This window comes from Ferdinandcohnia jepli (genome assembly GCF_047246645.1).
GTDB lineage: Bacteria > Bacillota > Bacilli > Bacillales > Bacillaceae_L > Ferdinandcohnia.
In genome coordinates this window covers 18,261-42,912 of sequence record NZ_JBFOKR010000008.1, presented here as the reverse complement: position 1 = coordinate 42,912, position 24,652 = coordinate 18,261, and the positions used below count along the sequence as shown (strand labels likewise).

General features: G+C 38.8%; 26 protein-coding genes. 21 read left to right on the top strand and 5 right to left on the bottom strand.

The window, feature by feature from the left end:
- Nucleotides 1–148 precede the first annotated feature (148 nt).
- Together rpiB and AB3M96_RS09805 are read left to right on the top strand one after the other, a co-directional pair.
- Nucleotides 149–601: a ribose 5-phosphate isomerase B gene (rpiB, locus tag AB3M96_RS09810; protein ID WP_412967423.1), complete on the top strand. Its 453-nt coding sequence runs from the start codon at nucleotides 149–151 to the stop codon at nucleotides 599–601.
- 133 nt (nucleotides 602–734) lie between these two features.
- Complete coding sequence (locus AB3M96_RS09805) at nucleotides 735–1,304, top strand: TIGR01440 family protein (RefSeq protein WP_412967422.1); 570 nt, start codon at nucleotides 735–737, stop codon at nucleotides 1,302–1,304.
- 136 nt (nucleotides 1,305–1,440) lie between these two features.
- On the opposite strand, the gene lepB is transcribed toward AB3M96_RS09805, so the two are convergent.
- Nucleotides 1,441–1,980, bottom strand: a complete 540-nt coding sequence (lepB, locus tag AB3M96_RS09800) for a signal peptidase I (protein WP_412967421.1) — start codon at nucleotides 1,978–1,980, stop codon at nucleotides 1,441–1,443.
- 536 nt (nucleotides 1,981–2,516) lie between these two features.
- On the opposite strand from lepB, the gene AB3M96_RS09795 reads away from it, so the two are divergent.
- Entirely contained in the window at nucleotides 2,517–3,059 is a 543-nt protein-coding gene (locus AB3M96_RS09795; RefSeq protein ID WP_412967420.1) for a sigma-70 family RNA polymerase sigma factor, read from the top strand.
- 2 nt (nucleotides 3,060–3,061) lie between these two features.
- Nucleotides 3,062–4,069: an anti-sigma factor C-terminal domain-containing protein gene (locus AB3M96_RS09790; protein WP_412967419.1), complete on the top strand. Its 1,008-nt coding sequence runs from the start codon at nucleotides 3,062–3,064 to the stop codon at nucleotides 4,067–4,069.
- 30 nt (nucleotides 4,070–4,099) lie between these two features.
- On the opposite strand, the gene AB3M96_RS09785 is transcribed toward AB3M96_RS09790, so the two are convergent.
- On the bottom strand, nucleotides 4,100–4,504 hold the full coding sequence (locus tag AB3M96_RS09785) for a GNAT family N-acetyltransferase (protein WP_412967418.1): 405 nt from the start codon (nucleotides 4,502–4,504) through the stop codon (nucleotides 4,100–4,102).
- 177 nt (nucleotides 4,505–4,681) lie between these two features.
- On the opposite strand from AB3M96_RS09785, the gene glyA reads away from it, so the two are divergent.
- Nucleotides 4,682–5,923 carry a serine hydroxymethyltransferase gene (gene glyA / locus AB3M96_RS09780; RefSeq protein WP_412967417.1) on the top strand — a complete coding sequence of 414 codons (1,242 nt, stop codon included), beginning with the start codon at nucleotides 4,682–4,684 and terminating at the stop codon, nucleotides 5,921–5,923.
- A gap of 209 nt (nucleotides 5,924–6,132) precedes the next feature.
- Here the strand turns inward: glyA and AB3M96_RS09775 are convergent, their stop codons facing one another.
- Nucleotides 6,133–6,294, bottom strand: a complete 162-nt coding sequence (locus AB3M96_RS09775; RefSeq protein WP_412967416.1) for a type II toxin-antitoxin system antitoxin — start codon at nucleotides 6,292–6,294, stop codon at nucleotides 6,133–6,135.
- Nucleotides 6,295–6,306: 12 nt separating this feature from the next.
- Nucleotides 6,307–7,149, bottom strand: coding sequence for an SPFH domain-containing protein (locus AB3M96_RS09770; protein ID WP_412967415.1), 843 nt, complete (start codon nucleotides 7,147–7,149; stop codon nucleotides 6,307–6,309).
- Nucleotides 7,150–7,464: 315 nt separating this feature from the next.
- Here AB3M96_RS09770 and upp point away from each other — a divergent pair, with 315 nt between their 5' ends.
- The 12 genes from upp (at nucleotide 7,465) to AB3M96_RS09710 (ending at nucleotide 18,775) form a co-directional block, all read left to right on the top strand.
- Nucleotides 7,465–8,094 (top strand): uracil phosphoribosyltransferase, encoded by a 630-nt coding sequence (upp, locus tag AB3M96_RS09765; RefSeq protein WP_412967414.1) that lies wholly within the window; start codon nucleotides 7,465–7,467, stop codon nucleotides 8,092–8,094.
- 141 nt (nucleotides 8,095–8,235) lie between these two features.
- On the top strand, nucleotides 8,236–10,479 hold the full coding sequence (locus AB3M96_RS09760; RefSeq protein ID WP_412967413.1) for a S8 family serine peptidase: 2,244 nt from the start codon (nucleotides 8,236–8,238) through the stop codon (nucleotides 10,477–10,479).
- A gap of 535 nt (nucleotides 10,480–11,014) precedes the next feature.
- Nucleotides 11,015–11,236 (top strand): AtpZ/AtpI family protein, encoded by a 222-nt coding sequence (locus tag AB3M96_RS09755; RefSeq protein ID WP_412967412.1) that lies wholly within the window; start codon nucleotides 11,015–11,017, stop codon nucleotides 11,234–11,236.
- A gap of 6 nt (nucleotides 11,237–11,242) precedes the next feature.
- A complete protein-coding gene (locus AB3M96_RS09750; protein WP_412967411.1) occupies nucleotides 11,243–11,611 on the top strand; it encodes an ATP synthase subunit I in 369 nt (122 codons plus the stop codon).
- A 72-nt stretch (nucleotides 11,612–11,683) separates the two neighbouring features.
- Nucleotides 11,684–12,418 carry a F0F1 ATP synthase subunit A gene (gene atpB / locus AB3M96_RS09745; protein WP_412967410.1) on the top strand — a complete coding sequence of 245 codons (735 nt, stop codon included), beginning with the start codon at nucleotides 11,684–11,686 and terminating at the stop codon, nucleotides 12,416–12,418.
- 87 nt (nucleotides 12,419–12,505) lie between these two features.
- Complete coding sequence (gene atpE / locus AB3M96_RS09740; protein ID WP_412967409.1) at nucleotides 12,506–12,724, top strand: F0F1 ATP synthase subunit C; 219 nt, start codon at nucleotides 12,506–12,508, stop codon at nucleotides 12,722–12,724.
- 254 nt (nucleotides 12,725–12,978) lie between these two features.
- On the top strand, nucleotides 12,979–13,512 hold the full coding sequence (gene atpF, locus AB3M96_RS09735) for a F0F1 ATP synthase subunit B (RefSeq protein ID WP_412967408.1): 534 nt from the start codon (nucleotides 12,979–12,981) through the stop codon (nucleotides 13,510–13,512).
- On the top strand, nucleotides 13,509–14,045 hold the full coding sequence (locus AB3M96_RS09730) for a F0F1 ATP synthase subunit delta (RefSeq protein ID WP_412967407.1): 537 nt from the start codon (nucleotides 13,509–13,511) through the stop codon (nucleotides 14,043–14,045). Before atpF ends, AB3M96_RS09730 begins: the two co-directional genes overlap by 4 nt.
- Before the next feature lie 18 nt (nucleotides 14,046–14,063).
- On the top strand, nucleotides 14,064–15,572 hold the full coding sequence (gene atpA, locus AB3M96_RS09725; RefSeq protein WP_412967406.1) for a F0F1 ATP synthase subunit alpha: 1,509 nt from the start codon (nucleotides 14,064–14,066) through the stop codon (nucleotides 15,570–15,572).
- A gap of 359 nt (nucleotides 15,573–15,931) precedes the next feature.
- Nucleotides 15,932–16,789 carry a F0F1 ATP synthase subunit gamma gene (locus tag AB3M96_RS09720; RefSeq protein ID WP_412967405.1) on the top strand — a complete coding sequence of 286 codons (858 nt, stop codon included), beginning with the start codon at nucleotides 15,932–15,934 and terminating at the stop codon, nucleotides 16,787–16,789.
- 134 nt (nucleotides 16,790–16,923) lie between these two features.
- The gene (gene atpD / locus AB3M96_RS09715) at nucleotides 16,924–18,345 is read left to right on the top strand and encodes a F0F1 ATP synthase subunit beta (protein ID WP_412967404.1); all 1,422 of its coding nucleotides are present in this window, start codon (nucleotides 16,924–16,926) and stop codon (nucleotides 18,343–18,345) included.
- Between the two features lie 25 nt (nucleotides 18,346–18,370).
- The gene (locus tag AB3M96_RS09710; RefSeq protein WP_412967403.1) at nucleotides 18,371–18,775 is read left to right on the top strand and encodes a F0F1 ATP synthase subunit epsilon; all 405 of its coding nucleotides are present in this window, start codon (nucleotides 18,371–18,373) and stop codon (nucleotides 18,773–18,775) included.
- A 169-nt stretch (nucleotides 18,776–18,944) separates the two neighbouring features.
- Here AB3M96_RS09710 and AB3M96_RS09705 read toward each other — a convergent pair whose 3' ends face one another.
- On the bottom strand, nucleotides 18,945–20,675 hold the full coding sequence (locus AB3M96_RS09705) for an ABC transporter substrate-binding protein (RefSeq protein WP_412967402.1): 1,731 nt from the start codon (nucleotides 20,673–20,675) through the stop codon (nucleotides 18,945–18,947).
- Between the two features lie 142 nt (nucleotides 20,676–20,817).
- Here AB3M96_RS09705 and AB3M96_RS09700 point away from each other — a divergent pair, with 142 nt between their 5' ends.
- The 4 genes from AB3M96_RS09700 (at nucleotide 20,818) to AB3M96_RS09685 (ending at nucleotide 24,567) form a co-directional block, all read left to right on the top strand.
- On the top strand, nucleotides 20,818–21,369 hold the full coding sequence (locus AB3M96_RS09700) for an NADPH-dependent FMN reductase (protein ID WP_412967401.1): 552 nt from the start codon (nucleotides 20,818–20,820) through the stop codon (nucleotides 21,367–21,369).
- A 35-nt stretch (nucleotides 21,370–21,404) separates the two neighbouring features.
- Entirely contained in the window at nucleotides 21,405–22,007 is a 603-nt protein-coding gene (locus AB3M96_RS09695) for a short chain dehydrogenase (RefSeq protein ID WP_412967400.1), read from the top strand.
- A gap of 228 nt (nucleotides 22,008–22,235) precedes the next feature.
- A complete protein-coding gene (locus AB3M96_RS09690; RefSeq protein WP_412967399.1) occupies nucleotides 22,236–23,243 on the top strand; it encodes a DMT family transporter in 1,008 nt (335 codons plus the stop codon).
- A complete protein-coding gene (locus AB3M96_RS09685; protein ID WP_412967398.1) occupies nucleotides 23,218–24,567 on the top strand; it encodes an MFS transporter in 1,350 nt (449 codons plus the stop codon). The genes AB3M96_RS09690 and AB3M96_RS09685 overlap by 26 nt, the downstream gene beginning before the upstream one ends.
- The last annotated feature ends 85 nt before the right edge of the window (nucleotides 24,568–24,652 follow it).

Below are 24,652 nucleotides of genomic sequence, written 5' to 3'. Positions count from 1 at the left end.
GATTATACATAAGGATTAATAATAGTTGAGCAGGATTTGCGGAGGTGACAGGCACCCTTTACTTCCGGAATTGCAAAACTTCCAGTTTGGTTCGTGTAGTTATTTTTGAATATACTAATACTAAAAGAAGTTGAATAGGGGGATTATCGTGAAAATTGCAATTGCATCTGATCATGGCGGATTGGTATTACGAGAAGAAATTAAAGGTTTAATGGATGAACTAGGTATTGAATATGAGGACTTTGGCTGTGAATGTTCAACATCAGTAGATTATCCTGATTATGCGCTACCAGTGGCTAAAAAGGTGGCAGCGGGAGAATTTGACCGTGGAATCCTAATTTGTGGGACAGGTATTGGAATGAGCATTGCTGCCAACAAAGTGAATGGAATTCGTTGTGCACTTGTTCATGATGTATTTAGCGCAAAAGCAACTCGTGAGCATAACGATAGCAATATTCTTGCAATGGGCGAACGTGTAATCGGTCCAGGACTAGCAAGAGAAATCGCACAAGCATGGCTAACAACCGAATTCTTAGGTGGCAGACACGAAAACAGAATCAACAAAATCTCAGCTTTCGAGAACAGCCCATTTGGCGAATAACATCTTAACGCCTGCAGGTGGAACTTTTGGTGTGTCCACCTCAGGCGTACATTTGTATTTCTGTGGTGCCTGACACCATTGTGTATAATGTGGATATTGTGGGTAGAAGACCACTGAGGAAGGAGTGTGTTGGATGACGGAGTTGGATGAGTTGAGGGGGCAGTTGAGAACCATTTTATCGGATTTTGTGGAGCAGGCTTCGTTGGAGGCTGGGCAGCTTCTGGTAATTGGTTGCTCGACGAGTGAAGTGATTGGTGAGCGGATTGGTACAGCTGGATCAACGGAAGTGGCGGAATTGATTTTTTCTGAACTACAGTCTCTACAGTCTGATGTTGGAGTGGAGCTTGCTTTTCAATGCTGTGAGCATTTAAATCGGGCTCTGGTTATTGAACGAAAAACAGCAAAAGAGCGAAATTATGAACCTGTAACCGTTGTTCCGGTACGCTCAGCCGGAGGGGCAATGGCTACGTATGCATACGAACATCTAGCAGACCCTGTGGTAATCGAATTTATTAAAGCAGAAGCGGGCATAGATATTGGTGATACTTTTATCGGAATGCACCTTAAGCATGTGGCAGTTCCAATCCGCAGCTCGGTTAAAGAGCTAGGCGGGGCTCATGTCACAATGGCTAAAACAAGACCAAAACTAATCGGCGGCGAGAGAGCCGTTTACCCGGATAAAAAAGAAAATAAAAAGTGCTAGTGAAAATCCCCTACATACTGAAAAGTAGGGGATTTGTTGAACAAATACTTATCAATTAAAATTCTTTTATTTTATCGAACGGATAAAATCTAAACAATACTTTACCCACAATGTTATCAATTGGAACAGGGCCTATTTACCTACTATCACGACTTCCATTCCTATTATCACCCATAACAAAAACATGTTTTTCAGGAACAACTATTGTTTCAAATGGAAATGCCATGTCTTCCTTTATGTACTCTTCGATTAATTCCTCACCGTTCCGATAAACTTTGCCATCCTTAAATTCTAAAGTATCTCCTTCTTTCCCAATTATTCTTTTTATCCAAAGTCTATAGTTGGTATCATTAGTTCCAAAAATAAAACTAACGATAGGGCTTTCAGAGAGTTTATCTTTTATGCCTCTGTTTTTATTAACACGACTGTCTATGATTACGATATCATTGTATTTTGGTTTTTCACCTAAAAGGTATCCACTTTTATATAAAAGAACACGGTCTCCAATTTTATCTTTATTTGTAGGATCTTTACCATCAAAAGTAGGCTCCATAGAGCTTCCGCTAACTGTAAAAGGTTGGAGAACAAAAGCACTAACAATTATTGAGATTAATAATGCAAATAAAAGCGCCTTACTCCAACTAAAAATCTCACCTAGTAATCTTTTGTATAGCATTTTAGACACATCCTTTTTTAACAATAAACAACTTCTCCGTAGTTTAGTACAATTTTTACTTAGTTTAACACAAATTTCCAATATACAATGAGTTTGTTTCACAAATTCATTTGATTCTTCGTACACAAAACAAAACAGTAGCAGATGTTCTAACATGTTGCAAAATGCTATGTATTTTCTTCGTGGGATGCAGATGTGCCGGAGCCTTCCTTGTCTATGTGAAACCCCGAAAGAACTTGCGACTTGACTTGCTTTAGCGACTATATACCCGAAAAATCTCAAACTCCTCGTTACTGAGCAGAAGCCTCCGCATTTCGTAGGAGGCATCAGTCCGCTCGTGGAAAGCGAGTATAGCGCAAATCACGAATTTATAAACCTTTCACACCGAAGTAACAAGGCAAATAACAATCGTATAAAAAAAGCCCTTAAAAAAATAAAAAATTTTTAAAAAAACCAGTGTAACATTTCTCCCCTTCATTCGTTTTCTAAGTGATGTATGATGGAAGAAATGGCAATTCGGAGAGAGGGGGACGCAGGTGAGTAAAGAACGTAATGAAAAACTCGACGATATTTATCGTCGGTATGCGGAATCCCTCTATTATTATTTACTGCGTATGTCTGGTTCTCCCAATCTAGCAGAAGAACTCGTCCAGGAAACCTTCTACCGCGCTACTGTTTCTCTGGCCTTTTATAAGTATGAAGATGTAAAACCGTGGCTTTTTCGGGTAGCTAGAAATACCTACCTTGATGAATGGAGAAAACGTCAACGTTGGAAATGGGTCCCTTTTTATGAAAAAGGAGAGATGGTAAGCCCATATGGTGTACCAGAGGATGTAATGGTGGAGAAGGAAACCAGTACTGAACTGGCAGATATCCTTGATTTACTTCCTGAAAACTATCGAACGATTTTATATTTACGAGAAATGGCAGAATTCACATATGAAGAAATTGAGCAGGCAATGGAGTTAACCGATTCTCAAGTAAAAGTGACTCTTCATAGAGCGCGAAAGAAATTGCAAGCCTTGGGAATTGAATATCTAGCAAGCCCAGAGGAAAAGGAAAATAAGGAAGGTGAGTAAAGATGACAGAATGGACAAAGGAAAAAGAAAAAAAGGTTATGTGGAAATATCGTTTTCTGCTAACGGTTCGAGTCGTAAGAGTTGTTCTGCTTCTCTTATTGATTTATGGAATATACATGGTCGTTTTGACGATTGGCTATAACGCCTCAAAAATTGATGATAAGCATGCGTTCCATATAAATCTAGGAATTGATTGGACACAATCAGGACTTCATGGTGATTATGCGTCCCATACAACAAATGATATAACCCCTTTTCTTAGTCAAAAATTCAATATCCCGTTGTATCGAACGGTTGGGAAAGAAGAGCAGGTTATCGGTGAGTGGAATGCAACTAAGCGGTTATTACCATTTACCTCCACTAGAGATATATCCTATCTAAGGCCATCAGATAACAAACGGTTTGGGTTCGTTTTGCCTGAGGACCCTCGGACAGGAAAGAAAATTGGTGCAAGTTCATATGGAGATGAAATTGCCAGAGAAACACTTGAAAAGGTTCATGAAGGTACCGTTGCAGACTTGGCTTTTTCAACAAGTAAGTATTATGAGCCTAAAGAGTTGCTAGAAAAACTTGAAAAATATGATGTGGACATTCTTTGGATGCCGGTTTATGCGGGAGAAATTACAGAATTTGAAGCAGGATGGTCTAGTACCGGAGACGGGCAAAATATGTCGGTGGATACGATTGGTTTAACAAGAGCAGTAAAAATGGATGATGACTTTCGAGGCTATGCCATGTACATGCTAGATAGTCAAACCATCGAGGAAAATCAGAAAACCATGCTGGAAAATATGAAAAACCTCCTCGAGGATGAGACCAATTATTATATTCAACATGAACTTGGAATCTGGTATCTTGAAGAACGGCACGAGTATTTGAAGGAAAATGGGTTTCAAGTGTATGGTGCTGTTGTAACTGGACCAGTGAAAGAGTTGCTTAAACTAATCGAGGAACCAGAGTTCCGCAGCGTTCAACTGGGAGAGTTTGAGTATTGGAACTGGACGGAATAATGAGAGGCAAGGGGGAATCCCCTTGTCTATTTATTTTCCTGATTGCCTCCCGAAGTTACGCACAATCATCCCATTCGCTTTTATCATCCCAAATTTTTCATAGTAGGTTTGTAGATTTTCATCACACATTAAATCAATCATATAAATATCCTTTAACTCTTCTAGCATTCGTTTTACCAATTCTGACCCAATCCCTAGACTTTTATAACTGGGCAATACCTCTAGTAAAGGTATATAAGCTGATAGCACTCCGTCACTAATCGCAGTAATAAACCCGACCACTTTGTTGGTTTGGTCATCGATAGCAACGATAATCCTATAACTATTTTCAAGTATTTTGAAGTGAGTTTCTGGATTTGGTGGACTTGGCCAGCCGTCAAAAAAGCCTTCTAACATCGTAGGTTTGATGTTTTCTAGATTTGTCTGATAAATCATTTGTACCACTCCTTGGTGTATGTATTTACTATGTCCCTATTCAATTTTTTTGTAGGCAATCCCTCTTTTAGATAGATTAATCCCTATCTTCCTCCCTTGTGGCAAAAGTGTTACAATGGAGAAGAATTTGCAAAAAGTAGATTATATACCAATAAATAGATTAAAAGGAGGATTCCAATGAAACATTTATCGGAGCAAGATCAGCTAGTATTTAGTGCTATTCAAGATGAGCTACAAAGACAGCGTACCAAGATTGAATTGATTGCCTCAGAAAACTTTGTTAGCGAAGCAGTGATGGAAGCACAGGGTTCAGTTTTAACTAACAAATATGCAGAGGGGTATCCTGGTCGTCGTTATTACGGTGGTTGTGAGCATGTCGATGTTGCTGAAAATATTGCAAGAGATCGTGCAAAGGAAATTTTCGGTGCGGAGCATGTAAATGTGCAACCGCATTCAGGTGCACAAGCAAACATGGCTGTGTATTTCACGATTTTAGAGCAAGGTGACACTGTACTTGGAATGAACTTATCTCACGGTGGGCACTTAACGCACGGTAGCCCGGTAAACTTCAGTGGAATTCAATACAATTTCGTTGAATACGGAGTTAATCCAGATACACATGTTATTAACTATGAAGATGTACGTGAAAAAGCTAAATTACATAATCCAAAATTAATCGTGGCAGGTGCGAGTGCGTACCCACGTGCGATTGATTTTAAAAAGTTCCGCGAAATTGCTGATGAAGTTGGCGCATACTTAATGGTTGATATGGCTCATATTGCCGGGTTAGTAGCAGCAGGTCTTCACCAAAATCCAGTACCTTATGCAGATTTCGTAACAACTACTACCCATAAAACATTACGTGGACCACGTGGAGGAATGATTCTTTGTAAAGAAGAATTTGCAAAGAAAATTGATAAATCGATTTTCCCTGGTATCCAAGGTGGCCCATTAATGCATGTGATTGCAGCAAAAGCAGTGGCTTTCGGTGAAGCACTTCAAGATGATTTCAAAGTATATGTGAAAAGCATCATTGATAACGCGGCGCGCCTGGCTGAAGCGTTGAAAAAGGAAGGCTTACAGCTTGTATCTGATGGTACAGACAATCACTTATTATTAGTTGATGTACGTTCTCTTGGTCTTACTGGTAAAGTTGCTGAGAAAGTATTAGACGAAGTAGGAATCACAGTTAATAAAAATACAATTCCATTTGACCCTGAAAGTCCATTTGTAACGAGTGGTATCAGAATTGGAACCGCTGCGGTTACAAGTAGAGGTTTTAGTCTTGAAGAAATGGATGAGATTGCATCTCTTATCGCATTTACATTGAAAAATGCAGAGAATGAAGAAAAGCTGAACGAAGCTAAACAACGTGTGGAAGCTTTAACAGGGAAGTTTACGTTGTATAAAGAATATTAAGATTGATGAGGACAGTCCGGGTTGGGCTGTCTTTTTTGATTTTTGCTAAAATCCATAAATTCCGATTAAAATGCGGAGATCGTTTTTAAAATGCATAAATTTTTATTATCGTGCAGAAATCTCAGGTTATCGTGCAGAAATCTCAAATATAATGCATAAACACTTTTTGTATATCAAAAAAACTCGCCAATCAGCGAGTTCTCGACCTTTTATTGTTTATTCTTCGGGATTCGTCCTGCCTTTTTTGCAGCTTCCCTCAGTAAATATTCAATATGGCTATTTACACTTCGAAAATCATCAGCAGCCCATTTTTGTAAAACTTCGTAGAGGTCAGGGTCTAATCGTAACGGAAAGCTTTTCTTCTTAGGCATGATGAGCCCTCATTAATAAAGACTTCCTGTATTTATTACGGGCTGGGTAGATTTTTCAGATACGATTGCGACAAGTAAATTGTTAACCATTTGAACCTTACGCTCATCATCAAGGTCAACAATGCGATCCTGTTCAAGTTGTTTAATGGCCATCTGTGCCATACCAACTGCACCCTCTACAATTTTTTGTCGTGCAGCTATAATGGCAGTTGCCTGCTGGCGTTGTAACATTGCCTGCGCTATTTCTGTTGAATATGCCAGGTGAGTCAAGCGTGCTTCGATTACTTCTACTCCAGCCACATTTAGACGAGCTTGAAGCTCTGTTGCAAGTTCGTTTGAGATTTCTTCAGAGTTCCCACGTAAAGTTAACTCCACATTTTCAAATGTATCATACGGATACTTTGTGGCAACGTGACGAATTGCAGTTTCACTTTGAATTTCAACAAATTCCTCATAATGGTCCACATCAAACACTGCTTTTGCAGAATCAACTACCTTGTAAACAATAACCGCAGCAATCTCGATTGGATTTCCTTCGACATCGTTTACCTTTAGACGCTTACTATTAAAGTTGTTTACACGTAATGAAACCGTTCTGCGAAGGGAAAATGGCACCGTTAAAAATAGTCCGCTATCTCGAATGGTACCTAAATAGCTTCCAAAGAAGATGACTACTCCTGCTTGGTTAGGTTGAACAATAGTGATTCCAGTAGCAAGGATTACTGCAGCAAGTAAGAGGGGAATCGCCGCAACAATCTTCGTATTGATTAACATCAACACACCTAGCCCTGTAAAAACAGCAATAATCAAAATACCTAAAAAACCATTAATACGCCAAACTTGTTTCTCCTTCATTCCATCATCTCCATTCTATATCTTTTTCATATTATTATGATATCACTTTTGTATAAAATTGTAAAATATATTCCTGTTGAATAAGTTAATAAACTTCATGTGAAAAACTTTCTAAACGTTTTTCATATTTTTCGTATATGCCTTGAACATGCCTACGTTTTTCTGTAAAATCAATTGAAGTGTTATAGCGTCAGTCTTAAGACTTTTTGTAAAGTATTTGAGTAGGGAGCATTCAGTAAGGAAGAATAAATAGAGCAGTCCTACACAAAACGAGTATCCAAAAAGCGAATCCAATTAAAAAGGAGAGAATCACTAATGGGCAAGGTATACGTCTTTGATCACCCACTGATTCAACATAAGCTTACATACATACGTGATAAAAAAACTGGAACGAAGGAATTTCGTGAATTAGTAGATGAAGTAGCAAGCCTTATGGCATTTGAAATCACTCGTGATATGCCATTAGAAGAAGTTGAAATTGAGACTCCTGTGAGAAAAGCAAAATCTAAAGTATTATCAGGTAAAAAGTTAGGAATCGTTCCAATTCTTCGCGCTGGTCTAGGAATGGTAGATGGCATTCTACGTTTAATCCCAGCTGCAAAAGTAGGTCATATCGGGCTTTACCGTGACCCTGAAACATTACAGCCTGTTGAATACTATGTAAAATTACCTTCTGATGTAGAAGAGCGTGAATTTATCGTAGTTGACCCTATGCTAGCAACTGGTGGTTCTGCAGTTGAAGCAATCAACTCGTTAAAAAAACGTGGCGCAACAAACATTAAGTTTATGTGTCTAATCGCCGCACCTGAAGGAGTAGAAGCAATTAAAGAAGCACACCCAGACATCGACATCTACATCGCAGCACTAGACGAAAACCTAAACGACCACGGCTACATCGTACCTGGCCTTGGAGACGCAGGAGACCGCCTATTTGGCACGAAATAAGCTGCATGTATTTCTAAGGTGTCAGGCACCACAGAAATACAAATGATCCGATTTATCCACCCCAGGCGGACACTTTCGGATACAATTTTTGTTCATAGGAAGCCACCTTTTGAGGGATGATATCTCAAAGAGGTGGTTTTTTTGTTTCAACGAATTTTAGCAGTGTGTGTGTGTTTACTACTTTTTATGACATCAAGTGCTTTTGCTCATGCTGCCGAATTTCCAAACCGGCCTCCTTTACCGAAAGAGGATTTAGAAGAAGTTGTTCATGAGATTGTGATCACCGAACCAGACCAATTCGAATCCATAGTTGAGGTAACAAAGCAAAAGTATCCATCGATTGAAATTAATCATGTTTATAAACATGTGTTTACTGGTTTTTCTGCAACAGGGAAGAGACGTGAACTTCAAGCTCTAAAGAAAGAAAAAGGCGTTCAGCACAGCTCTCCTGTTTCAACCTATAAGGTCTCAATTGAGGAGAGTGTTCCATTTATCGGTGGTGATGATATAAGGGGGCATTTTGATAAAAAAGATCACCGTTTAACCGGAAAAGGAGTTAAGGTTGGGGTTATTGATACAGGTGTAGATTATACGCATCCTGACTTGCGCCGTAATTTTGGAGGTGGCTATGACCTTGTAGATGGGGATTCAGACCCGATGGAAACGAAAGGGGTCGTTGGACGATCTACAATGCATGGTACACATGTTGCCGGTATTATTGCGGCAAATGGTAAAGTGAGGGGTGTTGCTCCTGAAGCGGAAATTATCGGATACCGGGCGTTAGGTCCGGGGGGAATGGGTACGTCAGAGCAAGTCATTGCTGCGATTGACAAAGCCATTGAGGATAAAGTAGATGTGATTAACCTTTCGCTTGGAAATACGATAAACGGTCCCGATTGGCCAACTAGTCTTGCATTGGATAAGGCGACAGAGAAGGGAATTGTTTCAGTCACTTCCAGTGGAAATTCAGGCCCAAATGTGTGGACGGTGGGATCACCTGGTACTTCTTCAAAAGCAATATCTGTTGGCGCATCGACACCACCTTTAAAGATTCCGTATCTAACTGCTGGTCTTGAAGATAAAAAGATTCAACTTCAAACACTCCAAGGTTCAAAGCCGTGGAAGCTTACTAAGCAGTACCACTTAGTTGAAGCGGGCCTTGGCACCGAAAAGACCTTTCCAAACGCCAAAAACAAAATTGCACTCATGGAGCGCGGAGAGATTACTTTTACCGATAAGGCTATTAAGGCGTTTAAGGCGGGAGCGGTAGCTGTTTTAATTTACAACAACACCGAGGGCAACTTCGAAGGTACAATGGAAACTCAGCTTCCAATACCTGTAGCTTCAATTTCTAAAGAAGACGGCGAATGGATAAAGAAATTACTAAAAAAGAAGAAACCACTTTTAAAAACATCATATCAACAACAAGCGGATTCATTAGCACAATTTAGTTCAAGAGGTCCTGTTACACATACATGGGAAATTAAGCCTGACGTTGTCGCACCAGGTGTTGCGATTGAAAGTACGATTCCAAAAGGGTATATGGAGATGCAAGGGACAAGTATGGCTGCTCCACATGTTGCAGGAGCCAGTGCCTTATTAAAGCAAGCACATCCAGAGTGGACACCGGAACAAATCAAAGCTGCACTAATGAATACAGCCCGTTTATTAGAAAAAGAAGACGGGAGTTTATATAAACCTTATGAACAAGGTGCAGGGAGAATACAACTGCATGAAGCCATCCATGCAACCACGCTTGTGTACCCAAGTTCCTTCACGATGGGAATGTATCATCATGAAAATCAGAGAATAGAGAAAAAAATCAGTATCACCATTGATAATCAATCTAAAGAGACAAAGCATTATTCCTTTGAAATCCCTAAAAAGATAAATGGCCTGCAATGGGAATTTCCAACCTCATTTCTAATCGAACCAAATAAGAAAAAGAAAATTACGTTTAAGGTAGAAATAACGCCTGGTGTTATCGGTGCGGGATTACATTATGGATATTTATACATTACCGAAGGAGAAAATAGAATTCACATCCCATATATGTATGTAATAGAAGAGCCAGATTACCCGAGAATCATGGGATTCCAGTTTGGTAAAGGCGATAAAAAAGACACTTTCCGGTATGAAATGTATTTACCTGGAGGTGCGGATGAATATGGGATTGCATTATATGATCCGGATACATTACGCTTCGTTGAATTTCTTGACTGGGAACGAAATGTTTCGAGGGGATTGGTAGAAAAGGAAGTAAATCGAAAAGAACGAAATCTCAACGGAATTTATAAAGCGGTGATATTTGTGAAAAAGGCAGGTAAAGAGGATATACTTGAAACGGAAATCATCTTTGATGACACGATGATAGGAAGCCACTAGAGATAGTGGTTTTTCTTTTTGTTACTAGTACAGGCTTTAGTTAATAAAAATAAAATTTTACAAATGTGAAAGTTTTGTGAACATCTAAAAACCTATGATAAATACTACGTTGATAGTACTTATTGAAAACACTGACATTTTGGTAAAATAAAACCATATGAAATATAGGGAAAATCAATTCTGAGAGTGTGAACTTTTTCACTGCAAACAATTGACATTAAAATGTGCCTATTGTATGCTTACAAAGGATATAAATGAGAAGGTTTTCATATAAGAAATTACTTGTAATATTAAGTATTTTCTGATTGTTTAACTTCATTCAGCACATTAATCTCTCACATCTATATTTGATGAGGTAAAATTAACGATATCCGATATCAATATAGGTTGAATTTTAGCTGAATTCAGTTAAAGCCACCGGCGGATGCCACGGATTTTCAAATGATATTTATCGAGCAAGCTCGATAAAATCCGGGCGCAAATACGCCAAGGCGTATTTGATAACCTATTTTTCACGCTGAAGTGAGGAATGCGGATGCGTAAAAACGATAAATATCCTATACGAGCCTATGCGCTCATGTCTGGTATTCTATCTCAACTCGTTGGATCAATTCTAGTAGGCATTTTCCTCGGTAGATGGATTGATCGGACACTAGACACCGAACCGCTGTTTTTAATTATCGGCCTTCTATTAGGACTAGCTACAGGAGTGTATGCAACACTACGCCTAGTCAACCACTATTTCTCGGGAGATTAACTTGATATGCATGATTTATCCGAAGCGTTTACGAGGTATCGTAAATATATATTCTTTTTGCTGGCGATTTACGCATTAGGCAGGGGATTTACGGCATACCAATCTATCTTCTTAGGTTTGTTCCTCGGAACAGTAGGAAGCCTCTACATACTATTTTCCTTGGTTCGAAAAAACAAGCAATTTAGTCAGGCTGTAGATGAGGGACGCAAGGTTCGTTCACTCGGGTCAGTATCTAGAATGGCAGTTGCAGGTCTAGCGGTGTTAATCGTAATGGAATATCCAGAGCAGTTTCACCTTGGCAGTACAATTATGGGATTAATGACGTGTTATTTCGTCATTATGATAGATTTCTTTTTTCAACAATTTCGTAAATAGACTTAAGCAAAAGCGCAATGACCATTTCATGTCAGCGCCGAGCTGAACAAATGGGAAGAGAGGTGAATACTGTTGGGTCACGAAGCTCCTACTAGAGAATTTTTAGGACTTTATTTTAACCTATCAAACATGTTAATGATCACAATTGCAAGTGTAATTGTATTCATTATCGCTGTACTGGGAACTCGTACTCTAGCGATGAAGCCAACTGGCGTTCAAAACTTTATGGAATGGGTTATGGATTTCGTAAAGGGAATCGTAGGTAGTACGATGGACTGGAAAACAGGAGGACGCTTCTTAACATTAGGGATTACATTATTAATGTATATCTTTGTTTCAAACATGTTAGGATTACCGTTCGCAGTTATAGTTGGCCACGAATTATGGTGGAAATCTCCAACTGCAGATCCAACCCTTACATTAACACTAGCTGTTATGGTTGTTGGATTGTCACATTATTATGGAATTAAGATGAAAGGCGCAAAGGAATACGGTAAAGATTTCTTTAAGCCAATGTCATTTATGTTCCCATTAAAGATTATTGAAGAGTTTGCTAACACTCTTACTCTCGGTCTCCGTCTATTTGGTAACATCTATGCAGGTGAAATTTTGCTAGGTTTAATAGCTGGAATGGCAGTGAGTGGTTATGGTGATAGTATCCTAAGTGGTATCCTTGGTTCAATCGGTGCATTTATTCCGATGCTAGCATGGCAAGGATTTAGTATCTTTGTTGGTGCCATCCAAGCGTATATTTTCGTTATGTTAACAATGGTTTATATGTCTCATAAAGTGAGCCATGACCATTAAAATAAACACCTTGTCCAGAAAGACACTTTTTGGACACAAAAATAATTACTAAATAATTTTTTATACAATTAAAGGAGGACTTTTTCAATGGGTTTATTAGCAGCAGCAATTGCAATTGGTTTAGCAGCACTAGGTGCTGGTATTGGTAACGGTCTTATCGTATCACGTACAGTTGAGGGCATGGCTCGTCAACCAGAAGCAAAAGGTATGCTTCAAACTACTATGTTCATCGGGGTTGCGTTAGTTGAGGCGATTCCTATCATCGCAGTAGTTATCGCGTTCATGGTATTCGGCGCTAACTCATAAGATAGAATTTCTCTGGCAGAGTCATCATTCTTTGAACCTAGTTTCTAGAAGATTGGTAAATCTGTAGTAACAAAATGGCGAAGATCATTCCAAGAGAACCTTCGCCATTCCTTTGTAGTTATTAAACAATACGTGTTTTTTATAGAGTAGAGGTAAGTGATTTGCAGAGAAATCTACTAATTGCGTTACCTCGAATAGAAGCTGAATTTAGGGACTTCCATCAATGATTGGAACTCTGAAAGGAGTGAATATGGGTGTTGATAGATCTTTTAGTTTTAGGTGCTGCAGCAGGACATGATGAGCCGCTTGTAAACCTTGGAGACATTATTTTCCAATTACTAGTATTTATCGTCCTTCTTGCATTACTTCGTAAATTTGCATTCGGTCCATTAATGGGTATCATGAAGCAACGTGAAGAACACATTGCAAATGAAATCGGTGCGGCTGAAAAAAACCATCAAGAAGCGAAAAAACTTGCAGAAGAGCAACGCGAATTCTTAAAGAAGTCACGTTCAGAAGCTGCTGAGTTAATCGAAAATGCACGTAAATTAGGTGAAGAGCAGAAAGAAGGCATTATCCAAGCTGCTCGTGAAGAAGCAAACCGTCTTAAGGAAGCTGCAAAACTTGAGATTGTTCAAGAAAAAGAACAAGCAGTTACAGCTTTACGCGAACAAGTTGCTTCACTATCAGTGTTAGTTGCTTCTAAAGTGATTGAAAAGGAACTTAGCCTTGCAGATCAAGAGAAGTTAATTAACGAATATATTCAAGAGGTAGGAGAAGGGCGATGAGCAAAGGAATCGTAGCAAAACGATATGCAGTAGCTCTTTTTCAAGTAGCAAAAGAACAAAATGCACTTGATCAGTTCGAGGAAGAAATTCGCACTGTTAAACAAGTGTTTTCAAATAATGAAGACTTTCAAAATGTCTTGAAAAATCCTAAACTCACAGTTGAAAGTAAAAAATCAATTGTAACAGAAGCCTTTGCTGGTTTTTCTCAGATGACGCTAAATACTTTGTATATCTTAATTGATCGTCATCGTGAAGACATCATTGCTGATGTTGCTGATGAGTTTGTTGCATTAGTAAACGATGAGAAAGGCATTGCGGAAGCGACTGTTTACTCAGTTCGTCCATTAACAAAAGATGAAGAAACAGGTCTTTCAACAGTGTTTGCTAGCAAAATTGGTAAACGTTCATTACGTATTCAAAACGTAGTAGATTCTAGTCTAATTGGTGGCGTTAAGCTGCGAATTGGAAATCGTATATATGATGGAAGCGTAAAAGGTAAGTTAGAACGCTTAGAGCGTGAACTTATCCGCTAAAAGATAGGGGTGAAATTCATGAGCATCAAAGCTGAAGAAATTAGTGCGCTGATAAAAAAGCAAATTGAAAACTATCAGTCTGAAGTTAAAGTGAGCGAGGTAGGTACGGTTATCAGTGTTGGTGACGGTATCGCACGTGCTCATGGCCTCGACAATGTCATGGCTGGAGAACTTGTTGAATTTTCAAATGGTGTCATGGGTATGGCACAAAACCTTGAAGAAAACAACGTTGGTATTATCATCCTTGGTCCTTTCACTGATATCCGTGAAGGTGACGAAGTACGTCGTACAGGACGTATCATGGAGGTTCCAGTTGGTGAAGCATTGATCGGCCGTGTTGTAAACTCTCTAGGACAACCAGTTGATGGTCTTGGTCCAATCGAAACTACAAAAACTCGTCCAATCGAAAGTCCAGCACCTGGTATCATGGACCGTAAATCTGTTCATGAACCACTACAAACTGGTATCAAAGCGATTGACGCTTTAATTCCAATTGGTCGTGGTCAACGTGAATTAATCATCGGTGACCGTCAAACAGGTAAAACGTCTGTTGCAATCGATACAATCCTTAACCAAAAGAACGAAAATATGGTTTGTATCTATGTTGCGATCGGACAAAAAGAATCAACAGTACGTGGTGTTGTTGAAACTTTACGTAAAAACGGTGCATTAGATTACACAATCGTTGTGACTGCTTCTGCATCACAACCTGCTCCATTATTATTCCTGGCTCCTTATGCTGGTGTAACAATGGGTGAAGAATTCATGTACAATGGCAAGCACGTTTTAGTAGTGTATGATGACTTAACAAAACAAGCATCTGCATACCGTGAACTTTCACTATTACTACGTCGTCCTCCAGGTCGTGAAGCTTATCCAGGGGATGTATTCTACCTACACAGCCGTTTACTTGAGCGTGCAGCTAAGCTTTCTGACGCAAAAGGCGGAGGTTCATTAACAGCTTTACCGTTCATTGAAACGCAAGCTGGTGACGTATCTGCATATATTCCAACAAACGTAATTTCGATTACTGACGGACAAATCTTCTTACAATCAGACTTGTTCTTCTCAGGTGTACGTCCTGCCGTTAACGCAGGTTTATCTGTATCACGTGTTGGTGGATCTGCACAAATCGGTGCGATGAAAAAGGTATCAGGAACGCTGCGTCTTGACCTAGCTTCTTACCGTGAGTTAGAAGCATTCGCACAGTTCGGTTCAGATCTAGATAAAGCTACTCAAGCTAAACTTAACCGTGGTGCTCGTACAGTTGAAGTACTAAAACAAGGTCTAAACAAGCCATTAGCAGTAGAAAAGCAAGTTGCAATTCTATATGCATTAACTCGTGGTTTCTTAGATGATATCCCAGTAGAAGATATCTCTCGCTTCGAGCAAGAGTACTATGTATGGTTAGATCATAACCGTAAAGAAATCTTTGATCATATCAAATCTACTGGAAAACTTCCAGAAGACGAAGCATTCGCTTCTGCGATCAATGACTTCAAAAAGACATTTGCAGTTTCTGAGTAAAACGAAATGCTGAAGCGACCGTTTAACGACGTACGGACTGAGGCCCACACGATGTGGGTCACACAGACGTTGCCACAGGACGTGGCGAACTTAGTCTGTGTTCATCCGCAGAGATAAAGGAAACACGATGAACGAAGTGAGTCGATGTTGACTTTCAAGGCTAGGTGAGCGCACGTCCTGTGCGCTAGCCTTACTAGCACATCCTGTGCGTCGTCGTACGGAGGGTGAGGGAAGTCTCGCTAGTCGTTGGGAGCTGAAGCTGGACACAATTAATATAAATGAAGCGACGTGCTTAAGCTCGTCGCTTATCTGAAAAAATACGCCAAGGCGCATTTGATCAAAAAAGGTGGTGAGAACCTTTGGCATCCTTACGTGATATTAAAACGAGAATTACGTCAACAAAAAAGACGAGTCAAATTACAAAAGCGATGGAGATGGTATCAGCCTCTAAATTTAGTCGTGCTGAATCGAATGCGAAATCGTTTGTTCCTTATATGGAAAAAATACAAGAGGTCGTTGCAAATATTGCAGCTGGTAGCACTGATGCGAATCATCCAATGCTAATAAGTAGACCTGTTAAAAAGACTGCTTATATCGTTATTACGTCAGACCGTGGTTTAGCAGGTGCCTATAACAGTAACGTACTTCGTGGTGCTTATCAAATGATGCAGAAGCGTCATAAAAGCGCAGATGAGTATACAGTTATTGCGCTTGGACGTGTAGCACGAGACTTTTTCGTAAAACGTGGAATTTCTGTTTCTCTAGAAATCGTTGGTTTATCAGATCAACCATCTTTTGCCGAGATTAAAGAAATTGCAAATAACGCAGTAAATATGTTCCAGGACGAGACATATGATGAGCTTTACATGTGGTATAACCACTTTGTAAGTGCAATTCAACATGATGTAACCGAGAAAAAATTATTACCATTAACAGATATCTCTGCTAATGATAAGAGAACTTCCTATGAATTTGAACCTTCACAAGAGGAAATTCTTGAAGTTCTGCTACCTCAGTATGCTGAAAGTCTCATCTATGGTGCACTCCTAGATGGTAAAGCAAGTGAACACGCTGCTCGTATGACAGCAATGAAAAATGCTACTGATAATGCGAAGGAATTAATTAATTCCCTTAGCCTTCAATATAACCGTGCTCGTCAAGCTGCAATTACGCAAGAGATTACGGAAATTGTTGGTGGAGCAGCAGCACTTGAATAGTATTAAAAATTAATTGAAAACATTTTATAAATTGGTGTTCAAAATGTGTGGAGAATCGAGCTGACGAATTGATTCGACGGAACTTTTTTCGGTCTTTTTGAACTACTGCTAAACGCAAGTTAGGAGGGAAAGCGATGACTAAAGGACGCGTTACCCAAGTATTGGGTCCTGTTGTAGACGTACAGTTTGACAGCGGGCATCTTCCTGAGATATATAACGCTCTTACAATTAAACATGCTGCGCGTGATGAAAATGAAGTTGATATCAACTTAACATTAGAAGTGGCTCTTCACCTTGGTGATGATACTGTACGTACAGTTGCGATGTCATCTACTGACGGTATTGTACGTGGATTAGAGGTAACTGATACTGGTAAACCAATTTCGGTACCAGTTGGTGACGTAACTCTAGGACGTGTATTTAACGTATTAGGTGAAAATATCGACCTTGATGCACCAGTTCCTGCTGATGCTCGTCGTGATTCAATTCATAGAGAAGCACCTAGCTTCGAACAACTTTCAACTGAGGTTGAAATTCTTGAAACTGGTATTAAAGTAGTAGACCTTCTTGCTCCATATATCAAAGGTGGAAAAATCGGTCTATTCGGTGGTGCGGGTGTAGGTAAAACAGTTCTTATCCAAGAACTTATCAACAACATCGCACAAGAACATGGTGGTATTTCCGTATTCGCGGGTGTAGGTGAACGTACTCGTGAAGGAAATGACTTATACTACGAAATGAAAGATTCAGGAGTTATTAGCAAAACAGCGATGGTATTCGGACAAATGAACGAACCACCAGGTGCTCGTATGCGTGTAGCTTTAACTGGTCTTACAATGGCTGAGTATTTCCGTGATGAGCAAGGACAGGACGTGTTATTCTTTATTGATAACATTTTCCGATTCACACAAGCAGGTTCTGAAGTATCAGCCCTACTCGGTCGTATGCCATCTGCCGTTGGTTACCAACCAACACTAGCAACAGAGATGGGTCGTTTACAAGAACGTATCACATCTACTAACATTGGTTCTGTTACATCTATCCAAGCTATTTACGTTCCTGCCGATGACTATACTGACCCGGCTCCGGCAACTACATTCGCTCACTTAGATGCAACAACTAACCTTGAGCGTAAACTTTCTGAGATGGGTATCTACCCAGCGGTGGATCCATTAGCATCTACTTCACGTGCTCTATCTCCAGAAGTTGTTGGTGAAGAACACTATAATGTTGCTCGTCAAGTACAATCAACATTACAAAAATACAGAGAGCTACAAGATATCATTGCTATTCTTGGTATGGATGAGCTTTCTGACGAAGATAAGTTAGTCGTGCTTCGCGCACGTCGTATCCAAAACTTCCTATCTCAAAACTTCCACGTTGCGGAACAGTTTACTGGTCAACCAGGTTCATACGTACCAGTAAAAGAAACTGTACGTGGCTTCAAAGAAATCCTAGAAGGAAAATACGACTATCTTCCTGAAGATGCGTTCCGTCTAGTTGGTCGAATTGAAGAAGCAGTTGAAGCTGGAAAGCGCATGGGTGTTGAAGCATAATTAACGGGACCTAGGAGGGTTTAAAATGAAGACAGTAAAAGTTAATGTCGTTACTCCTGATGGCCCAGTTTATGAAGCTGATGTGGAAATGGTAAGTGCAAAGGCTCAAAGTGGTGAGCTTGGTATTATGCCTGGACACATTCCAATGGTTGCTCCCCTTCAAGTAGGAGCAGTCAGACTTAAAAATGGAAGCAACACTGAACTTGTGGCTGTAAGTGGAGGCTTTCTTGAGGTTCGTCCTGATCAAGTAACAATCCTTGCTCAAGCTGCCGAAACAGCTGAAAGCATTGATGTTCAACGTGCGAGTGAAGCAAGACGTCGTGCTGAAGAACGCTTGCAGGCGAAACTAGACAATGTCGATTTTAAACGAGCAGAGCTCGCTTTAAAACGCGCCATCAATCGATTAAACGTAACACAGAATAAATACTAACATTTATGTAAAAACCCCAGAGGCATCAATAGTCTCTGGGGTTTTTGTGTTTGTTTAGGAAATATAAAATGTAAAAGCTGGTTACAAAGCATAGTGGTAATCGGGCAACTTCGTGGCTAATCGGGTACCTGCCCGGTATGATGAAGCTGGACAGGTACCAGCAAATCTTCTAATGCTTTATCCAGATTTTCTGCAGGTCAACAAATCCGAATGATGTGAATTTGACATCCTTGATTAAAGGGTGAAAGCTTCTTTTCTTGATAGGGTGATAGAGATATAAATAAAGATTTTCTCTTTTAATATAGCTCTCCACTTTATCAATCAGACGGTCTCTTATATTCTTATCGTCTTCATTCTTAATTTCCTCGAAAATACTGTTTATATACTCCAACTGGCCATCGCTAAAAAATCGATTAAAGATAAGAGATTTATTTAAAAATGCACCTATAAAAGAAAGATGATAGTCAGTAGAAGCAACATCCCCCATAAATAGTAAATCGGCTTCTTCTATTCGTTTGCCATATAACTCACTTAGTTGATATGTTTTTATTTCAAATTGTAATCCGAACTCCTCAGCTTCTCTCTTTAGCCATTCAGCTTCTTCAATATAGCTAGGATAACCCACTGTAAAAATAGTTAGAACTTCTCCTTGATAATGGGCTTTGTTTAAAAGATATGGTACAAGTTTTCTATCCTTGTGCTGGGGAGAGGCTTTCCAATAAAAATAACTGGAAGACTCTTTAAGGTTTGTTCTACCGACATCGACTGCCATTCGATTAACATCAAAAAGGTGAAAGATTGCTTCCCGAATAAAAGGATTATGTACGATCGTTTCTTTTTTAAAATTAAATGCTAAAAAACGAAAACCTACTTCAAATGATTCTTTATTAATAGGATTCTTTGACTCTCCGTCTTTACCGATTTCAAAGGAAGTAAGGTATTTAGAAGTTTCATGCTTAACACTATAAATCTCAACTTCATCAAGAAGTGGGCGGGTAAGAAAATAATGGTCAAAAGCGCGTAAAACAATTTTAGTATCTGTATTTTGCTTCATTTGAAAGGGACCCGACCCGATCCAGATTCTCTCATCAAACGGTTCATCCTTTGGCAAAATTGCTAAATTAGGAGAGCTAATGTATCTAAGGAAGAAGGGGTTTGATCTTTTTAATGTAAATTCAATTTTATAAAGTGATAGACAAGTAATCTCGATAATATCCTCGATTAACCATTGAAACGAAGACGAATTCTGTTGAAATCTCTGAAAGGTATGTTTTACATCCTCACTTGTAAGATAGCTCTGATTATGAAATCGTACCCCTTTACGCAGGTGAAAAATCCAATTTTTATGGTCATCACTGCTTTCCCAATGATGAGCTAAGTGAGGGTGAATAGAATCCTCATTGTCATCGTACGTTACAAGAGTATCACCAAGTTGTTGAAGTAAGTAGGACTCGAAGTTCATTGAAGTATGTAAAGGGTCTAGCGTTGTGATTTTTCGTGAGATGATGGTTCGTAATATATCGCCTGAATCCGTAGACGTTTGTAATCCAAACAACTCCTGAACTTCCCTTGAGATATTGGCAATCCATGTTTTCGGTATAGGTAGCTGCAATAACTGAATAATGTCCTCGATTTGATCCTTACGAATGAGTTTTTTTGCTTCCTCCTCGATTTCTGTTTGAAACGGTTGCTTGAACGTAATCGTTGAGGAGTTTCCACGACCTAACCCTGGAGAATAAACAATTTTTTCTTCTTCAGCAAGCTGCTTTAATTTCCTTTTTACGTTCTTAAGCGAACAAAACCAGAGAGTTTCGAGCTCAGATAATTTAAACTCTACGGAATTAGTAATCTCTCGGGGATAAAAATATGCACGCATTTCATAGTACATTAATTGTTTCATAGATACACCCGTGTCATTCAGATTTTTTTATTAAATGGTAGGAAAAGAGGACAATTTCAAGTTTATTATACCCTTTTTATGGAATTTTTCAAAAAGTATAGTTAATGTAGAAATACATTTTTGGAAATGGAGTGGAAGGGATATGAAGATTGTAGGTATTTGTGGAAGTTTACGAAGTAATTCCATAAATAAGGCATTGTTAGTTGAAGCGAGCAAGTTTCTTCCTAATGATTCTGAACTGGTAATTGCAGATATATCAAATTTACCGTTATTCGATTCAGATTTGGAGGGAGATTTACCCGTTTCTGTAAAAGAGCTTGTTGCTATCGTTAGTGATGCAGATGGTTACTTAATAAGTTGTCCAGAATATAATTCCTCGATTACTGGCGCGTTAAAAAACGCACTCGATTGGCTATCAAGGCCAGTAACTGGAACGCCACTAGTGAACAAACCAGTTGCAATTATGGGGGCAACACCAGGGGTACTAGCAACGATTCGAGCACAGATGCATTTAAGAGAGATTCTTTTTGCTTTAAATATGGACCTTGTAAGACGACCTGAATTACTCATCGGTCAAGCATTACAGAAGTTTAATGAACATGGCCATCTAACAGATGAAAGGGCACTCTCTATTATGGAAGAACTGGTCCAACAGTTAATGAAAAAAGTTAATTTTAGCCTGACTAAAGTTTAATAAAATCACATTATTGGATGGAGGTAGAGATAGTAATGAAAATCTTAATTATTGGCGCAACGGGAACGTTAGGAAGTGCTGTGCGTAAGAATTTAGAAGAAGTGGGCCATGAAATTATCACAGCGGGCAGGAATGGGGCGGATTTCTATGTCGACATAACTTCACATAATAGCATAAAAGCACTGTATGAACGTGTTGGGAAAGTTGATTCTGTAATTAGTACTGCGGGTGCAACTCATTTTGGACCACTTGAAGAACTAACAACAGAGAAAAATGAAGTCTCAATTGATAGTAAATTAAAAGGCCAAATAAACCTTGTTCTTTATGGCTTATCCTATGTAAATGATAACGGCAGTTTTACGTTAACGACTGGGGTTATTTTAGATGATCCAATTATTGCTGGGAGCTCAGCTGCAATGGCAAATGGGGGTGTAAGAGCATTTGTTCATGCATCGTCGTTAGAAATGCCTCGTGGTATCCGTATTAACGAAGTTAGTCCCAATGTGTTAGAGGAATCTATTGAGAAGTATGGGACATACTTTCCTGGGTTTGTACCGGTACCAGTTGAACGAGTGGCACAAGCATACAGAAAAAGTGTGGAAGGTGGGCAAACTGGAAAAACGTACAAAGTGTATTAGAAAATAACCGTTTACGTTTTTCCGTTACCTGTTTTTAGTAAGAGTTTAAATATGGATATGTATCAAAAAAGGCACCCCAATTGTGGTGCTTTTTCTAATAGAAACGATAAAACATCTTTTGGTTTTGGATTACTTAAAAGAGGTCAGATTTTCTTAACTTGTTCCCTTTTTGTTTAAAACAGGGATTTTATAATAAAAGTAACAAGAAAAAGTTGGAGGGTTAACGATATGAATAAGTTAACTGGAGTGTATATTGCTGCTATCGTGAATGCAACGATAGTGGGATTATCTTTTATGTTTACAAAGGTCGCTATTGAAGTTTCGTCACCTATGGATACATTAGGCTACCGCTTTTTAATTGCATGGATCGCCTTGACTTTATATAGAAAATATTTGGTCAAGGACCGGAAAAAATTGAGTCTTACAAACAATAAATCAATACTTTCCCTCTCTTTATTGGCATTATTTTACCCGGTACTGTTTTTTAGTTTTCAAGCATTTGGAGTCAATTTTGCCTCTTCAGCAGAAGGAGGAATTATTTTAGCATTTTCTCCTGCGTTAACAAGTATATTAGCCTTCTTCTTTCTGAAAGAAAAAATAAACATGATTCAGTTGCTGTTTATCTCGCTATCAATTTCTGGAGTTGTCTATATTTTTTATAACAATGGTATCTCACTTGAGGTTTCAAATCTGAAGTTAATGGGAATTGGATTTTTAATTATTTCATGTATTTCCCTTTCTGGCTATGCTGTAATTTCAAGGTATCTCTCGGTATCGTACACTCCAATTCAGTTAACATATGTGATGGTAACCCTCGGGTTAGTTTTCTTTAACGGTTTTAACATTGTTACTCGGTTAATTCAAGGTACTCTTATCGAGTATTTCCTATTAATTACGAGGGTAGACTTTACAGTTTCAGTGTTATTTTTAGGAGTTCTTGCAACATTCTTGACCTCATATTTATCTAATTACATTTTATCGAAGCTTTCGGCTACCAATATGAGTATCTTTTCGAATTTATCAACAATCATTTCAATATCAGCTGGGGCACTAATCCTTAATGAGGAAATTTACTTATATCATATAATAGGTTCCTTCATGATTATTATGGGTGTCTTAGGTACAAATCTTAGCAAGAGAAGTATTAATGAGTCGGTCACTGAATCAAAATTTCATAAATTATATGTAATAAATGGAGGTAGTAAAAATCGTGCACACACAGACAGTAGGAATTAAACAAAATGCAAATCGGCTATCAGATCAAAGCATTGTATTTATATTTTTAATGGGTGTTTTTATGGGGGCGATTGACCATGGGATTGTTGGCCCTGCACTGAGCTCTATTCTAGAGGCTTTCAATGTTTCTGCTTCATGGGGAACTTGGAGTTTTACGATATATACTCTTACGTTTGCAATAAGTATACCTATCTTAAGTAAACTTTCTGATCGGATTGGTAGAAAGCAAACATTTATGTTGGGGATATCATTATTTGCAATTGGCTCCACAATTGCAGCAATTGCAGCCAATTTTCCAATGTTTTTAATAGGGAGAGCTATACAAGCTATGGGGAGTGGTGGAATATTCCCAATAACATCGGCTCAGATTGTGGCTACCTATCCACCAGAGAAACGGGGAAGAGCATTAGGATATGTAGGAGTTGCGTTTGGAATCGGTACGATTTTAGGACCATCAGTAGGAGGACTCATTATTTCCTACTTCGAATGGCAATGGATTTTTCTAATTAATCTTCCAATCTCATTTATTGTGTTAATGATGGTTGCAAGGTACAAGCAAACTCAGCAGGTTATCGTTAAACCAATTGATTATAAAGGAATCTTTTTAGTAAGTATTACAATATTAGCAACCATGTATGGGATAACAAGCGGCAATCTAGTTTTCATTGGAATAGGAATTCTATTAATTCCTATCCTGCTAGGAATTGAGAAGAAACAAACGGACCCAGTGTTAAACAGTGCGTATTTTACAAGAAAGTCAACACTTGTCATTTTAGTTACGTCTTTATTTTCAGGTGTTGTAATGGCAACTTCGATTAACTTCTTACCGTATTTTTCTGAAGCAATCCTTCATTTAGAAAAAGGTAGTTCGGGAATTTTTGCTACACCATTTGCGGTTTCATCAACCATTGCTTCTCTAGTTGCAGGAATTTTAAGTGATAAAGTAGGTGCAAAGAAAGTACTAATCCTAGGATTCCTCATTTCACTAATAGGTTCAATATCGTTGGCTACTATTGTTTCGTCGCTTGAGTTATTTATGGTTGTCATCACGATTATGGGATTTGGAGTAGGTATTATTATTGGTGCACCTTTGAACATTCTAATTATGAATGAAATTAATCCTTTAGAAACCGGTCTGGCGATGGGATATTTAAGCCTGACAAGATCGATTGGATCAACATTAGGACCTGTAATTGGAGGAGCACTCATTGTTGCCTTTCCATCTGGTTTTTCCTACTTATTTATTTTAAGTTCGGTGGTATCTATTCTGAGCATATTAATTGTTGGGATGTTTTTAGAAAATGTGGCGAAGACAGCAAAGTAATAGAGAATCAAGGGCTTATTTCAGATTCCTTTTATCAAAAAGATAATACGTAAAACTCGTAAAAAGCAGTTGTTTATTCATTTTA